This is a genomic window from Maricaulis sp. D1M11, from assembly GCF_047308265.1.
GTDB lineage: Bacteria > Pseudomonadota > Alphaproteobacteria > Caulobacterales > Maricaulaceae > Maricaulis.
Genome location: NZ_JBKQWY010000002.1, coordinates 282,075 through 296,194, shown reverse-complemented (window position 1 = coordinate 296,194; position 14,120 = coordinate 282,075). Strand labels below are relative to the sequence as shown.

Below are 14,120 nucleotides of genomic sequence, written 5' to 3'. Positions count from 1 at the left end.
TCCCATATGGGGATAATATTCCTAATGCGTGACAAATTAATGCCCCACAACCTGTAGTGGATGCGGGGCATTACGATGGGTCCGGGTGGGTCAAACCCTTGATGGATCAGGGCGCGAGATAGGCAATGATCAACACGATCGCCAACAGGCCAGACGCCCAGATCGCCAACAGTCCGGACGGGATATCGCGACTAAGCGCCCCCATCGGGCTGAAGGCATTGAACATGCGACCGCCCAGACGTGTACGAATGGTCGTCCAAAGATTGGCCAGGGACGCGGTCAGACGCCCCGTCACCGAGAACAGCCAGCGAAAGAAACCATCCCCAAGACGACGATAAATCCAATCTGTGTCGAGATTCTCAGCCTTCATCTCGGCCGGGTACCATTTCATGCGGACCAGGAAGGCGAACGCAAAGATCGCGGCCATGAGCAATTGCATCTGAGTGAGTATGTGCTCGCCCGTATAGGGCTCATAACTCGGCCCATAGGGCAGGAGATCATAGAGCACGCCGTAATTCACGCCGAGGAAGATACAGAGGAAGGCCGCAATCAGCATGGCGATCAGCATATTGGCCGGAGCTTCCCGCACACGACGTTTGCTGTCATGCGCGAAGAAGGCAAACCACGGCACCTTGATGCCGGCATGTTCCAGCACACCTGCGGATGAAAAGATCAAAACCACCCACGGGATGAAGTAGATCGCGTGATAGCTCGCCTCATAGGCCAGGGCTGACAGGATCATGGCCTTGGCCACAAATCCGGAAAAGAGCGGGAAGGCCGAAATCGCGGCCGCACCGATCAGACAACAGACCGCTGTGAGCGGCATGGATTTGTAGAGCCCGCCCAGTTCGGACGCCTTGGCCGTTCCCGTCCGCATCAGAACGGCACCCATGCTCATGAACAGGAGGCCCTTGTAGATGATGTGGACAAAGGCGTGAGCGGCAGCGCCATTGATGGCGAGCTCGGTGCCGACACCCACGCCGACAACCATATAGCCCAGCTGGTTGTTGAGCGAATAGGACAGGACCTTGCGAAGATCATTCTCGATCACCGCAAAGAAGACCGGGAAGGCCGTCATGATCATGCCGATCCAGATCAGGATTTCCGTGCCCGCAAAGCCCCGCGCCAGCGCATAGATGGCCAGCTTGGTGGTGAAGCCGGACAGCATCACCGTGCCGACAATCGTGGCCTTGGGATAGGCGTCCTGGATCCAGTTGTGAAGCAGCGGGAAACCCGCCTTGATACCAAAGGCAAGGAAGATAAAGATCCCGCCGGGACCATCCAGACCGATCTCGTTGAAGGCCCAGCTTCCGGTTTCGGCAACCTGGAACACGGCTCCTGTCAGCAAAAGCACGCCGGACAGGACCTGGATCGCCAGATAGCGAAGCCCGGCCTTGAAAGACACGGCTGACCGGGACGCCCAGATCAGGAAGACCGACGAGATCGCAGTCAGTTCCCAGAAGAAGAACAGGGTCAGCAGATCACCGGAGAATACCGCGCCCAGCGCCGCACCGGCATAGATCAGACCGAACACGTCTTCGATACGGTCCTTCTGGTGCAGGCCATAAATCGCATTGATGAAACCGGCGATGATAAAGACCAAGCCCCAGATCCGGGACAGGCCATCAAAGCGGAAGGTTTCCAGGACAAACGGTCCCAGTTCGATCACACCCCCGGTATGGTCACCGCTCGGCACGCTCATCCAGATAATGAAGGCGGCAATCGGCGCCATAAGCGCCAGCCCCTTGCGGACTAGCGACATGCGCACAGGCGCCGCGATCAGACCGGCAATGATAAACGGCCAGGCCGGGGAAATCTGAGCCAGGAGATCACTCATCGCCGGCCTCCGGGTTGTAGTAGGTTTCCGGGCGCATGATCAGGAAGCGCAGCCCCCAACCGATGAACACAGCGGCCACGAAGGACAAAAAGCCCATCCAGGCGTAGAAGCCGGGAATGGCCTCGATCGTCTGGCCGGGTTCGGAGTGGAAGATCTCGTGACGGTGGATAAAGAAATCCACAGCCGCCAGGCCAAGGGTGATGATACCGAAAACAAAGAACATGGCATTGCGCACAGCCGGCATTTCCGTCCATGTCAGCGCCTTGGCCAGCGGATGGATCAGATCATCCTGTTCAGGCGTGGGTGCACTCATTGGGCCACCTCCCCGTATTCGGCCAGTCCGAAGACCGGTGCGAGATAATCAAACAGCGGACCTATCAGGAAGAATAGCACCACCGTGCCTGCGGCCGTGATGACCGGCGGCAGGATGACAAAGACCGGCGGGGTCTTCTTCAGCTTGACCGTTTCAGACTTCACGAAGAAGCCCCGCACCGTCAAAGGCAGGAGATAGGCGATATTGAGCAGGGAGGACGCCACGAGCACCGCGATCAGAGCCGCCTGGCCACCGTCCAGAGCCCCCTGCATCAAAAAGAGTTTCGGCCACATCCCTCCCATCGGCGGCAGGCCGATGATCGAGACCGCGCCAATTGTATAGGCGATAAACAAGCCCGGCATGAGACGACCCAGACCGTTCATGTCCGAAATCTCGGTCTTCTTGGAGGCAGTATAGATCGCACCGGCACTCATAAAGAGCGTGATCTTGCCCCAGGCATGCATCACGATCTGCAAGGCCCCCGCCATCAACGCCAGGGGTGAGGCCAGCATGACACCCAGCGTGACATAAGAGAGCTGGGACACGGTCGAAAACGCCAGTCGCGCCTTGAGATTATCCTTGGTCATGGCGATCATCGACGCCAGTACAATGGAAATCCCGGCAATCCAGGCCAGAGCGTCCGCCGCCGGTGTCGTCGCCAACAGCGCCGGGCCGAATATATACGTCCCGATCTTCAAAATGGAGAACACGCCGGCCTTCACCACCGCCACGGCGTGCAGCAAAGCGGAAACGGGTGTCGGAGCCACCATGGCGTTGGGCAGCCAGGGGTGCATGGGCATCAACGCGGCCTTACCGATACCAAAGGCAAACAGGATCAGAAGAACGCTGGACACCAACGGGCTGGCCTGTCCGGCCAGGAGACCGCCTTCCGTAAAGGCTGTCGAGCCCCCGGCCACGAAATGCGTAGTAATCACGGCCGGCAGCAGCAGGCCGATGGACGTTCCCAGCAGGATGGACAGATAGATCCGGCCGCCGCGATAAGCATTGGCATCGCCCTTGTGCGTCACAAGCGGGAAGGTCGACAGGGTCAGCACTTCGTAAAACAGGAAGAGCGTCAGCAGATTGGCCGACAAGGCCACACCCATGGCCGATCCGATGGCAATACAGAAACAGACGTAGAAACGGGTCTGATGCTTCTCGTTGTTCCCGCGCATATAGCCAATGGAATAGAGCGAGTTGAGGATCCACAAACCGGCAGCGACCGCAGCAAACACGGCGCCAAGCGGTTCAAGTTTGAAGGCGAGTTCCAAACCCGGTGCGATTTCCGCCAGTTTCAGTTCCGGCTTGGAATGCGCGATCTCGACCAGATAAGCGACATTGAAGGCCAGCAGGACGGCGGTCACCAGGGTTGCGGCTTCGCGCAGATTGGGCCAGCGCCCCAGAAGGCCGACCGCGACCGCGCCCAGTGCAGGAAGCCCCAGGGCCAGGGCCAGAGAGAGTTCAGGCGTCCACATGGATATTATCCTCCGCCCAGGACTGCGGCAGCGGCACGCTGGGTCAGGCTGACCAGCGGGCTGGATTGCAGGAAGAACCAGATATTGGCGATCGCCAGCAGATACATCGGCACCAGCATCGCCCAGGGGGCGCGGCGCGGTGCAAGGGCCTCACCATGATGCGTGGGGGCCGGTTGCAGCCACACAGCAGACAGAAGGCGTGCCACATAGACCAGAGCCAGCAGCGAAGACAGCATGATTGCTGCCACGGCCCACCACCAGCCGCGATCCAGCACCGCGCTGACCAGATACCATTTCGAGGTAAAGCCCACCGTCAGCGGCACGCCGACCAGGCTGAGACCGGAGATGGTCAGGGCCACGGACGAGGCCGGCATCAGCTTGCCCATGCCATTGAGATCAGAGATGCGACGCAGGCCAAAGCGCAGGGCGAAGGCCCCAAGCGCCATGAAGAGCGCGCCCTTCATCATGCCGTGATTGACCAGGTGCAGAAGACCGGCCGACAGTCCGGCCGATGTACCCACACCCATGCCCAGCATCATGTAACCCACCTGGGCCACGGATGAATAGGCCAGCAAGCGCCGTGCATCGACCTGGAAGATCGCCTGGAAAGAGGCCACCAGCATGCCGATCACGCCGACCACGGCGATGACCCAGGTCAGCGAGACCATCACAAAACCGGCGTCCGGATGGAACACACCGAAGACGAACCGGATCAGCGCGTAGAAGGCCACCTTGGTCGCCGTCGAGGCCAGGAAGGCAGTGACGAAATTGGGTGCGAAAGCATAGGAATTGGGCAGCCAAACATGCAGCGGGAACATGGCCGATTTCAGGCCCAGCCCCACAACGATGAAGGCGAACGCCGCCTGCGTGACCCGGTCATGACCGTTTTCACGCAGGATATTGGCCATGTCCGCCATGTTCAGTGTGCCGGTGGCCATATACAGGAAACCAACACCTATGACGAAGAAGGTCGCGCCAATCGTACCCAGGATCAGATAGTTATAGGCCGCTGTCAGAGCCCGTCGGTCCTGTGCCGCGCCCATGGCGATGATGGCATAGGTCGACAGCGAGGAGATCTCGACAAAGACGAAGACGTTGAAGGCATCGCCGGTGACGACCACGCCCAGAAGGCCGGAAAAACACACGAGGAAGGCCGAGTAGAACAAGGCCTGTTTATCGCGGGCCACTTCCTGCGCCACGCTGGGCAGGCCATAGATCACACACAGAAGGCCCAGCACACCCACCAGCCCCAGAACGGGCAGGGTCAGACGGTCGACCCGGTATTCAATACCGAGCGGAGCATCCCAGCCGCCCATGGCATAGGAGACAAGGTCAGCAGCATGGACCTGGCCGAACACCACGCCCACCATCCACAGGGTCACAATGGCCGCCGCCAGTGTCACGCCCCAGGCCGCACGGCCATTGGGCATCAACGCGGCAATCGGTGCCATGATCAGCGGTACGACAACAAGCAGGGCCACCGCGTGCTGGGCGATCCCTGCGGGGGTCAGCGCCCCGATCAAATCAATCATTCCCGTCCCCCGGATTCGGCGGCGTAGTCAGCCTCGGTGAGCGCCGTGTCCTCGATCGTGCCATAGGCTTCGCGGATCCGGACGACCAGCGACAGGCCCACGGCCAGGGTCGCCACGCCCACAACGATCGCGGTCAGGATCAAAACGTGCGGCAATGGGTTGGAATAGAGCACGGTGTCGGCCGCATAATGAGCAGCATCCGCCACATGGCCCGCCGCGTCACCTGCATGGTCTGCGCCGGCATCGGCAGCATAGTCTGCGGCATGCTCTGCCGTTTCATGCGCGTCCTGGGCCGGGGCAGCATGAGCTGCATCCGCGTGAGCGCCATTGGCATAGGCCTCAGCGCCGTGATCATCGCCATGTCCGTCGCCGTGGCTGTCACCATGACCATAGGACGAGACGAGGATCGGCGGCTGACCGCCAAACACCTTGCCCATCGCAATATAAAGAAGGCCGACAGTCGTCTGGAAAATGGACAGTCCAACCAGGCGCTTCACCAGATTACCGGTGGCCACCACGATATAGAGGCCGATCATCATCAAGACGATAATCGGGATATAGATCGCGCGATCTGCGAGGATCTCAAACATCTACCACTCCTCGTCGGACATGTCGGGTTCGCGTCCCGCAAACGCGTAGAAGATGATCAGCATCACCGAAACCACCGTCATCAGCACGCCCAGCTCGACCAGCAGGATGCCGATATGCTGACCGGCCCGGTGGGCATAGTCGGGATGCAGACCGTCATAATCGAGGAAATTGCCGCCGGTGAAGAGCGTCACCACACCCACGCCCATATAGAGCAGGGCCCCAGCCGCCGCGCCCCATTTGGCCCAGCTGGGTGGCACAGCCGCACGTGCGGCATCCATGCCATAAATGAGGGCATACAGGATGACAGCCACAGCCAGGATCACCCCGGCCTGAAAGCCCCCACCTGCACCGTAATCGCCGTGGAACTGAACATAAAATCCAAACACCACAATCATCGGGATCAGAAGTTTGGAGACAACACGCAGGATCAGGTGCGGATTCATTCCTGGTCCTCCTTCTTCTTGCCGCCGAAGCCCAGCAGCAACATCACAGCCAGCGCGGCCGCAAAGATCACCATGGTCTCACCCATGGTGTCGAAGCCCCGATAGGAGGCGAGCACGGCGGTCACCATATTGGGGACGGCGATGTCTTCGGGCGTGCGGGCGATATATTCCGCACCGACATGCGCGTTGACCGGCGCTTCAATCGAGCCATAGACCGGCATGTCCGGAACAGCGAACAGCAAGGCACCGCCGGCAACCAGAACAAAGAGGAAGGCCATCCAGTGACGCTTGACCGATACCGGATCGGCTTCACGTGCCGTCAGCAACATGGCGCCCAGCATCAGAACGGTGGAAATGCCCGCGCCGACGGCCGCTTCGGTGAAGGCCACGTCCACGGCATCTTCAGAGACGAACCAGGCGGCACATAGCAGCGAATACACACCGGTCAGCATGACGGCCGCAAACAGATTACGCATGCGCACAATCGCAAAGCCCACCACCAGCATCAGTACCAGCAAAGTATAGTCGAGGATTTGGGTCGGGTCGAAAATCATCAGGACGCCTCCTCGCCCTTGCCAGCCTCACTCGGATGCGCCGGCTTGTGGTGCGACAGGTCAGGTTTGAGCTGGGCGCGGTGCGCGGCATTAGCCACGGCATGGGTCGCCGTTGGACTCGTCAGGAACAAGAGCAGACCGACCAGCAACAGCTTGGCCACCGTCTGCCAGTCGCCGGCCTGGAGGATCAGGCCCGTAATGATCAACTCGGCGCCCAGTGTATCGGTGACACCGGCGGCATGCATGCGCGTGTAGAAGTCCGGCATGCGGATGACACCGATCGCACCGGCAAGCACGAAGATCAGGCCCACACCCATGAAGATCGCGGCGCCGGTGTAGCGGGCCAGATCGAAGATTTCCATCCCGGTCATTTGTCGAAATCCCCTTCCACGGCCTTGCGCAGAGACATCTGCGCGAGCGCGATATCCAGCGAGCGATAGCGGAAGAATTTCAGGATGGCGATCGTCGCCACAAAATTGATCAGCGCGTAGAGCAAGGCGATGTCAATGGCATCGCCGCGTCCGACCAGAGCCGAGAACACCAGCAGGAAGATAACGGTCTTGGTGCCGAAGGAGTTCGCCGCCAGGGTGCGGTCATACAATGTCGGACCGGCAAACAGGCGCGCCAGCATGATGGCCATGGCCACAGCCAGACCGAAGGCGATAATGAAATTGACCAGTTCGAGATCAAGCATCTGTCGCTCCCTCATCCTTGCCGTCTGTCGCTGTAGACGAGCGACCGCCCATATCGGCAAACCCGGCCGGATCCGTGAAATCACCATCCAGGGCGTGCACGAGGAAACCGTCTGCCTCGACCTCCACCGTCACCGTGCCCGGGGTCAGGGTAATGGAATTGGCGAACACGCACCGGGCCAGATCGGTATGCATATCAACCGGCACGCGAATCAGGCGCGGTTCGATATCGACCTCTGCAGCCATGACCTTCTTGGTGACCATGATGTTGGATTTGACGATCTCGCCGCCAAGCCAGCCCCAATAGGCGAACAGGGAGGCGGCGGATGCGAATGGAGCGGTCTCGCGATCCATGATCCGCATGCGGAATGTGAGGCCAAGGGCCGCCAGAATACTGACGATACCCAGGAATATGAGTTGCGGATGGCTGCCGTCGGTCGTGTAGTGGCCCGAAAGAACCAGCCACAACGCCACAAGCACCACTCCCAGGCTGATGCCGTAGAACATGGAATCTCCCCGCGCATTAACGCTATCGAAACGGCTTTTAACGGTCCCGTCGCGCGTTGGCCAGTCGAACCGCGTCAGAAACGCACAGGCAATATCAGCCGCACATCATGTGGGGTTTTACGCCTGACAGGCGAAACTCGCTTTTTGGAAGGACGGAATGCGGTGGGCCTGCCCCGGCTCAGTCCGTATCGATGGACAGGTTCCAATACCGCAAGACAGTCTGTGCCTTCTCGACCGAAAGACTGTCATAGACCTTGCGCGCCTCTTCACTGATCGCACTGGGGACCGGTCGGCCCAGACCGCGCCAGAAGGCTTCGAAACTGTCCCACTTCAATCCGGTGGCCTTGCACAGGACTGCGATCGCTTCTCCGCCCATATCATCGAACATCTTGACCAGAAGCGTGCGGTTGATGCTCGCCAGCTTGGCAATTTCGGTCACCAAACCGGGCTGAGGACCATCCATGGCCATCTCGGCAGCGGCCCCTTCAAGCGAGCCATAGGGCGAGACTTCGGCAGCTCCACGGTCACGCTGGCGACGGTCGATATAGGTCAGCACCTTGGAGACCAGCGGGTCCGCCCAGTTTTCGTCTGCGGCCATGGAGAAGACGTCCTCCACAGCCTCGATCAGGATTGTGCGCTGGACCGCGAACCGCTCAATGATGGCGCAGCGATCTCCATGCTCGCTCCACCAGAACAGGCGGAAGGCCTGGGATGGTCGCAATTCAGCACGCCGGATGATGTGACGGGCGTAGTCCGCCTCATCTTTCGAAGCTGAAATGATATGGTCCATGGTCGGCGACGCAATGTCGGCCGTCTCATTGCGCAGGATACGCACCACGACCGGCGGTTCGGAGTGGGCCACGAGGCTAGCTGTGACGACGGCCGAGAGTTTATCGCGTCGAGCCAGGGTCAGGCGGTGTTCCAGCGTCCCCAGACGGGCGATCTCCATCATATCGAAATCGCTCAAGGCCTTCGATCGTTCGAGAATGGGCGCGGCGATCTCGAATGTATCGGATCCCAATAATCGCAACAGGCGTTGCGGAGCATCGGAGATATCGGCCAGCCGCTCGGCGCAGCGCTTGCGCAGATCCACATCACTGGCCCGCAGGATATCGTGCAGTAGATCCCCGACGATCCAGCGCTCGCGCGGGGTCAGTCGACTTTCTGGTAGACCGACAATATCGGTCAGTCGGCGCGCCAAGACCAGGCGAGCCCGGCGCGGGGCCGGCTGATCAAGATCGAGAATATCGGCGTGGGCCATGATGATCGTGTCCATCCAACGGATTTCAACGCATCATCATGAGCCAAGCGCGTTAAGGAAAGGTAGGACGGATCAGGCGGATTTTCCGATAATCGGCAGGTGCTCACGCTCGATGAATGTCACCACGGCCGATACGCCAAAGAAGGCAACCGCCATCATGAACAGCATAGGCGAGAACACATAATTGCCCGCTTCGTCATAGCCCACCGGGGCAACGATGCCCAGCCAGGGCGAAAGGTGGAAGACAAGCGCGCCACCGATCACTGCCAGTGAGAACAGACCGCCGACGCCGCGCAAACGATTGGCGAACAGGCCTACCAGGATCAACACGGCCGCCAGAAGTTCGGCCACACCGGTGGCCATGCGCACAACCGGCTCAAAGAGCGCAATGCCGGACTGGGTGGCGATGAAGTCAAACACGGCATTATCGGCGCCGAACTTTTGCAGCCCCATGAAGACCATGAAGGCGGCCAGCAGAAGTCCGGTTCCCAAACGAAGCCATTGCATTGTTATTTCTCCTCGATCCTTGTCGCAGGGTTTTGCATAGTGGTGTCTTGCCTTATCTGCGGCGGGCGGGCCAATCACGAGCTGCCCGCTGTCGATGACACACACGTGATATAACTCTTGATTGCATACACCAGATGCATGACTTTTTGATCGTCCAGGGCTGAGTCCGGCCTGATACCCGCGAGCCCATCCTTGCCTGTCTTTCGTCCCCTCGCCGGCAATCGCCAACTACGTCTTCCTCCGTTTGGTGGATATCTGATCATCGTCGCCGGATGGTTTTTCGGCTTTGGCCTGCAGACCACACTCTTCCCCGGCGTGATCACATTCACCCTGGGTGAAAGCCCCGAACGGCTCAGTCTGGCCCAGGCGGCCCTCACCGCCCCCATGGCGCTTCTGCTGCCCCTGGCCGGAATTCTGGCGGAACGGGTCGACCGAAGAGGCATCCTGTTTTACTGCCATCTGGGTGCCGGAATTGCGTCCTTGATCCTGGCCGCCCTGTTGACCACGGGCGGATTATCCTACTCCATCCTCGTCATCTTCGCCCTGACCGTCGGTGTGGCCGGCGGCCTCGTGATTCCGGCCCGCGACAGCGCCATCAATCCGATTGTGCGGATTTCCGCGCGCACCCGTCATGGCGGAATTGAATTGCAACGCGCCGTGGTGATGGCGTCCGCGGTCCAGTTCGGCGCTCAGATCGCCGGCATGGCCGTGGGATATTTTGCCGGTACGATCGGCCCGGCGGCCCTGTTTTTCATGCAAGGCGTGGGACTGGTGATCGGCGGGCTGGCCGCAGCCTTTGTGCCGCGACTGGGTGCTAAGCGCCACGCCCCTGACAGTCATGCCCTGCGGGATCTGAAAGACGGTCTCGATGCGGTTCTGCATTCGCCCGTCCTGATGCCAATGACGGCCATTATGGTGGCCATCGGCGTCTTCATCGTGGGCGGTGCGTTTTTGGTCTTGATCCCGATCTTGCTGCGCGAAAACTACGGCGCCAGTTTTGAAGCCCTGTCCAGCCTCATGGTGGTCTTCTGGCTCGGGGCCTTCATCGCCAATGTCGCCCTCGTCAAATTCGGTCACATCGAAAAACCCGGCCGTGCTGTGCTTCTGGCACAAGGTGTCACCGTTCTGGCGGTGGGCGCTTTCGCCATTCCGATCCCCTTCTGGGGCATCTATCCGCTGGTGCTGGCCTGGGGGCTGGGCGCCGGTGTCGCCATCTCCCTGAGCCGAGCCGTTGTTCAGGAACAGGCTCCGCCGGACAAGCTCGCTCGGGTGATGTCGGTCTATCAACTCGGCCTGTTTGGCGGCATGCCGGCGGGGATCTTGCTGATGGGTCCGGTCGTCGGCGCCATTGGTGCCCGCTCGGCCGCGCTCATCCCGATGGTCGGGCTAGGTGTGGTTCTGCTTGCCATAGCGATTTTCACCCCCATTCTATCGGTCAAGCGCGGGCAGACCCATGCCCTGCCCCCGGCCGAGGAGGATGATGATGCCAAAACTGAGTGATGAAGATATCCGCGCGCTGAAAGCCGCCCTGGACAACGACACCTATCAAATCGCTTTCGAGGAGGGCACCGAACGTCCCTTCTCCCATCCGCTCAATGATGAAAAACGCGCTGGTCGTTATCACTGCGCCGTGTGCAAGACGCCTCTTTTTTCATCAAAACACAAGTATGAAAGCGGTTCCGGCTGGCCTTCCTTCTATCAGACTGAAGACGATGCCGGTATTGAAACCAAGACGGATTTCAAACTTCTCGTCCCGCGAACCGAGATTCATTGTGGCAATTGCGGCGCCCATCTGGGCCATGTCTTTCCAGACGGTCCGCAACCCACCGGCCAGCGCTTTTGCGTCAATGGCGGCGTATTGGGTTTCGACGCAGAAGACGGCGGGAACGACACAACGGACTGAGTTTAGGGGAACGGGGCTCATATCCGCCGGATTGCCGACGGATTTCAAACGGGAGAATAACGGGGACCATGCGTACCATTCACATCAAACGGCTCTCTATAGCCAGTGTGGGGCTTTGCGCTCTCACGCTTGCAGGATGCAGCCAGGAGACTGACATGACTGACAGTGCGGAAACGCCTGCCAACACGGCCCAGGCCACCACAGAGACCTTGCTGACAACGGCCCAGATCCTGACCGCTCCGGAAATCGAACAACGCCCGCACGAGATCGAACAGCTCGGTTTCACTCGCACGGACGAGTATTTCTGGATCAAGGATGAAAACTGGCAGCAAGTCATGCGCGAGCCGGAGGTCCTGCAACAGGATATCCGCGATGTTCTCGATGCCGAGAATGCCTATCTCGACACGGTCATGGCCCCCACCGAAGCCCTGCAGGAAACGATCTTCCAGGAGATCCGGGGCCGGATCAAGGAAGATGACAGCTCCGTCCCGTCCCGCGATGGCGAGTTCGCCTATTTCTCGCGCTTCCGCGAGGGCGGTCAGTATCCGATCTTCTCGCGTCGTCCGGTCGATCCGGAAACCGGTGAAGTTGTGGGTGAGGAACAGATCCTCATCGATGGTGATGCCGAAGCCGCCGATTTCGACTATCTCGATTTTGGCTCCATTCAGCACTCCCCCGACCATCGGTATGTCGCCTATGCTGTCGACACCCGGGGTTCGGAATACTACGAGATCCGCGTCAAGGACCTGGAGACCGGCGCGATCGTCTCGACACTGACCGAGGAGTCCACCGGCGATTTCGTATGGGCCAATGACAGCTCCACCCTGTTCTGGGTCTGGCGTGATGATAATGGCCGCTCGCGCCGCATCTATCGCCAGGTGAGCGGCGAAACGGGCAGTGATCTGATCTATGAAGAGGAAGATCCGGGCTTCTTCCTGTCCGTCGGCGCATCCGATGGCCGGGGCTATATCGTCCTGCGCTCCGGTGGTCACACCTCGAATGAATTGCGACTGGTCGATGCCGATAATCCAACCTCGGACCCCATTCTCATCGCCGCGCGCGAAGACAATATGGAGTACGAGCTGACCGAGGCCGATGATCGTCTCTACTTCCTCACCAATGCCGATGGCGCGGTGGATTTCAAGATCATGTCCGCCCCGCGTGACAACCCGTCCCGTGAGAACTGGGAAGAGGTTGTTCCGCATCGTCCGGGTGTGCTGATCAATGCCGTTCTGGGCTTCAAGGACTGGCAGGTCCGCATGGAGCGTGAAAACGCACTGCCGCGCATTGTGGTCACCCATTATGCCTCTGGCGAGAGCTATGACATTGCCTTTGACGAGGAAGCTTATTCGCTGGGCGTTTCTGCCGGTTATGAATACGACACGGATAACCTGCGTTTCACATATGAGAGCCCGTCTACGCCGGACGAGACCTATGATTTCGACATGGCCAGCCGCGATCGCATCCTGCGCAAGCGCCGCGAAGTCCCCTCCGGCCATGACGCAAACGATTATGTCGTCCGCCGCATCATGGCGCCCGGTCATGACGGTGTCGAAATTCCGGTGACCATTCTTCACCATGTCGACACGCCGATAGACGGATCAGCGCCGTTGATGCTCTATGGCTACGGCTCTTACGGCTCGACCATTCCGGCGAGTTTCTCTGTCAGCCGCCTCTCTGTTGTGGACCGGGGCATGGTCTTTGCCATCGCCCATATCCGCGGCGGCATGGCACGCGGCTATCAGTGGTATCTCGACGGCAAGCTGGACAAGAAGATTAACACCTTCCATGACTTCGTCTCCGCAGGTAATGCCCTGGTGGATGAAGGCTATACCACGCGGGGCAATATCGTCTCCTATGGCGGTTCTGCCGGTGGTCTCCTGGTCGGAGCCGCAATGAATCTTGATCCGGAACTGTTTGCCGGTGTCATCGCGGCTGTTCCGTTCGTGGATGTGCTCAACACCATGTCGGATGCCGAACTGCCGCTCACTCCGCCGGAATGGCCGGAATGGGGCAATCCGATCGAAAGCGAAGCCGATTACCAGACCATTCTGGAGTATTCGCCCTACGATCAGCTCGACAGCCATACCTATCCGCATGTTCTGGCAACGGGCGGTCTGACCGATCCGCGTGTCACCTATTGGGAGCCGACCAAATTCGTCGCTCGCCTGCGTGATCGCCGGACGGATGACGGCCTCACCCTTCTGAAAATGAATATGGGTGCTGGCCATGGGGGCGCATCAGGACGGTTCGACAGCCTGCGCGAAGTGGCCATGAATTATGCCTTCGCCTTGATGGTTGTCGGCCTGGCCGATGCCGAAGTGGCTGAGCTGGCCGAGACCGAGGACACAATCAGCGAGGACAGCGGTCACTAGACCGTTGAGAGCGAACACGGGAAAAGCCGCGGATCGAACGCGATCCGCGGCTTTTTTTGCGTGCTCAGACCTCACACAGATGAGGTCGCGCTTTTAATGCGCCGACGGGCCGAGCTCCCGGCCGCGCAGC

General features: G+C 59.8%; 15 protein-coding genes. 3 read left to right on the top strand and 12 right to left on the bottom strand.

Annotation, left to right across the window (positions count from 1 at the left end; all coding sequences use genetic code 11):
• Positions 1-106 precede the first annotated feature (106 nt).
• From RMQ97_RS05630 to RMQ97_RS05575, 12 genes are all read right to left on the bottom strand, one after another.
• Positions 107-1,837, bottom strand: a complete 1,731-nt coding sequence (locus RMQ97_RS05630; RefSeq protein ID WP_413659878.1) for a Na(+)/H(+) antiporter subunit D — start codon at positions 1,835-1,837, stop codon at positions 107-109.
• Positions 1,830-2,150 carry a hypothetical protein gene (locus tag RMQ97_RS05625; protein WP_413659877.1) on the bottom strand — a complete coding sequence of 107 codons (321 nt, stop codon included), beginning with the start codon at positions 2,148-2,150 and terminating at the stop codon, positions 1,830-1,832. Before RMQ97_RS05625 ends, RMQ97_RS05630 begins: the two co-directional genes overlap by 8 nt.
• Positions 2,147-3,625, bottom strand: a complete 1,479-nt coding sequence (locus RMQ97_RS05620; RefSeq protein WP_413659876.1) for a proton-conducting transporter membrane subunit — start codon at positions 3,623-3,625, stop codon at positions 2,147-2,149. Before RMQ97_RS05620 ends, RMQ97_RS05625 begins: the two co-directional genes overlap by 4 nt.
• 5 nt (positions 3,626-3,630) lie before the next feature.
• Entirely contained in the window at positions 3,631-5,157 is a 1,527-nt protein-coding gene (locus RMQ97_RS05615; RefSeq protein WP_413659875.1) for a monovalent cation/H+ antiporter subunit D family protein, read from the bottom strand.
• Complete coding sequence (locus tag RMQ97_RS05610; RefSeq protein ID WP_413659874.1) at positions 5,154-5,747, bottom strand: cation:proton antiporter subunit C; 594 nt, start codon at positions 5,745-5,747, stop codon at positions 5,154-5,156. The genes RMQ97_RS05615 and RMQ97_RS05610 overlap by 4 nt, the downstream gene beginning before the upstream one ends.
• Entirely contained in the window at positions 5,748-6,191 is a 444-nt protein-coding gene (locus RMQ97_RS05605) for a Na(+)/H(+) antiporter subunit B (RefSeq protein ID WP_413659873.1), read from the bottom strand.
• Positions 6,188-6,745, bottom strand: coding sequence for a DUF4040 domain-containing protein (locus RMQ97_RS05600; RefSeq protein ID WP_413659872.1), 558 nt, complete (start codon positions 6,743-6,745; stop codon positions 6,188-6,190). Before RMQ97_RS05600 ends, RMQ97_RS05605 begins: the two co-directional genes overlap by 4 nt.
• Positions 6,745-7,116: a monovalent cation/H(+) antiporter subunit G gene (mnhG, locus tag RMQ97_RS05595; RefSeq protein ID WP_413659871.1), complete on the bottom strand. Its 372-nt coding sequence runs from the start codon at positions 7,114-7,116 to the stop codon at positions 6,745-6,747. Before mnhG ends, RMQ97_RS05600 begins: the two co-directional genes overlap by 1 nt.
• Positions 7,113-7,439, bottom strand: a complete 327-nt coding sequence (locus RMQ97_RS05590; RefSeq protein ID WP_413659870.1) for a monovalent cation/H+ antiporter complex subunit F — start codon at positions 7,437-7,439, stop codon at positions 7,113-7,115. The genes mnhG and RMQ97_RS05590 overlap by 4 nt, the downstream gene beginning before the upstream one ends.
• Entirely contained in the window at positions 7,432-7,944 is a 513-nt protein-coding gene (locus RMQ97_RS05585) for a Na+/H+ antiporter subunit E (RefSeq protein WP_413659869.1), read from the bottom strand. The genes RMQ97_RS05590 and RMQ97_RS05585 overlap by 8 nt, the downstream gene beginning before the upstream one ends.
• A 178-nt stretch (positions 7,945-8,122) precedes the next feature.
• On the bottom strand, positions 8,123-9,220 hold the full coding sequence (locus RMQ97_RS05580; RefSeq protein WP_413659868.1) for a DUF2336 domain-containing protein: 1,098 nt from the start codon (positions 9,218-9,220) through the stop codon (positions 8,123-8,125).
• A 57-nt stretch (positions 9,221-9,277) separates the two neighbouring features.
• Complete coding sequence (locus RMQ97_RS05575; protein ID WP_413659867.1) at positions 9,278-9,712, bottom strand: hypothetical protein; 435 nt, start codon at positions 9,710-9,712, stop codon at positions 9,278-9,280.
• A 192-nt stretch (positions 9,713-9,904) separates the two neighbouring features.
• On the opposite strand from RMQ97_RS05575, the gene RMQ97_RS05570 reads away from it, so the two are divergent.
• The 3 genes from RMQ97_RS05570 to RMQ97_RS05560 all read left to right on the top strand — a co-directional run bounded on the left by RMQ97_RS05570 (position 9,905) and on the right by RMQ97_RS05560 (position 13,990).
• The gene (locus tag RMQ97_RS05570) at positions 9,905-11,212 is read left to right on the top strand and encodes an MFS transporter (RefSeq protein ID WP_413659866.1); all 1,308 of its coding nucleotides are present in this window, start codon (positions 9,905-9,907) and stop codon (positions 11,210-11,212) included.
• The gene (gene msrB / locus RMQ97_RS05565; RefSeq protein WP_413659865.1) at positions 11,196-11,615 is read left to right on the top strand and encodes a peptide-methionine (R)-S-oxide reductase MsrB; all 420 of its coding nucleotides are present in this window, start codon (positions 11,196-11,198) and stop codon (positions 11,613-11,615) included. The genes RMQ97_RS05570 and msrB overlap by 17 nt, the downstream gene beginning before the upstream one ends.
• Before the next feature lie 155 nt (positions 11,616-11,770).
• Positions 11,771-13,990 (top strand): S9 family peptidase, encoded by a 2,220-nt coding sequence (locus tag RMQ97_RS05560; protein WP_413659864.1) that lies wholly within the window; start codon positions 11,771-11,773, stop codon positions 13,988-13,990.
• Positions 13,991-14,120: the final 130 nt, after the last annotated feature.

Bases quoted from the DNA above. Each gene is read 5' to 3' on its own strand.
- RMQ97_RS05605 (WP_413659873.1), bottom strand. From the start codon at position 6,191: ATGAATCCGCACCTGATCCTGCGTGTTGTCTCCAAACTTCTGATCCCG.
- RMQ97_RS05620 (WP_413659876.1), bottom strand. From the start codon at position 3,625: ATGTGGACGCCTGAACTCTCTCTGGCCCTGGCCCTGGGGCTTCCTGCA.
- RMQ97_RS05580 (WP_413659868.1), bottom strand. From the start codon at position 9,220: ATGGACACGATCATCATGGCCCACGCCGATATTCTCGATCTTGATCAG.
- RMQ97_RS05625 (WP_413659877.1), bottom strand. From the start codon at position 2,150: ATGAGTGCACCCACGCCTGAACAGGATGATCTGATCCATCCGCTGGCC.
- mnhG (WP_413659871.1), bottom strand. From the start codon at position 7,116: ATGACCGGGATGGAAATCTTCGATCTGGCCCGCTACACCGGCGCCGCG.
- RMQ97_RS05590 (WP_413659870.1), bottom strand. From the start codon at position 7,439: ATGCTTGATCTCGAACTGGTCAATTTCATTATCGCCTTCGGTCTGGCT.
- RMQ97_RS05560 (WP_413659864.1), top strand. From the start codon at position 11,771: ATGACTGACAGTGCGGAAACGCCTGCCAACACGGCCCAGGCCACCACA.
- RMQ97_RS05600 (WP_413659872.1), bottom strand. From the start codon at position 6,745: ATGATTTTCGACCCGACCCAAATCCTCGACTATACTTTGCTGGTACTG.
- RMQ97_RS05610 (WP_413659874.1), bottom strand. From the start codon at position 5,747: ATGTTTGAGATCCTCGCAGATCGCGCGATCTATATCCCGATTATCGTC.
- RMQ97_RS05575 (WP_413659867.1), bottom strand. From the start codon at position 9,712: ATGCAATGGCTTCGTTTGGGAACCGGACTTCTGCTGGCCGCCTTCATG.
- msrB (WP_413659865.1), top strand. From the start codon at position 11,196: ATGCCAAAACTGAGTGATGAAGATATCCGCGCGCTGAAAGCCGCCCTG.
- RMQ97_RS05585 (WP_413659869.1), bottom strand. From the start codon at position 7,944: ATGTTCTACGGCATCAGCCTGGGAGTGGTGCTTGTGGCGTTGTGGCTG.
- RMQ97_RS05630 (WP_413659878.1), bottom strand. From the start codon at position 1,837: ATGAGTGATCTCCTGGCTCAGATTTCCCCGGCCTGGCCGTTTATCATT.
- RMQ97_RS05615 (WP_413659875.1), bottom strand. From the start codon at position 5,157: ATGATTGATTTGATCGGGGCGCTGACCCCCGCAGGGATCGCCCAGCAC.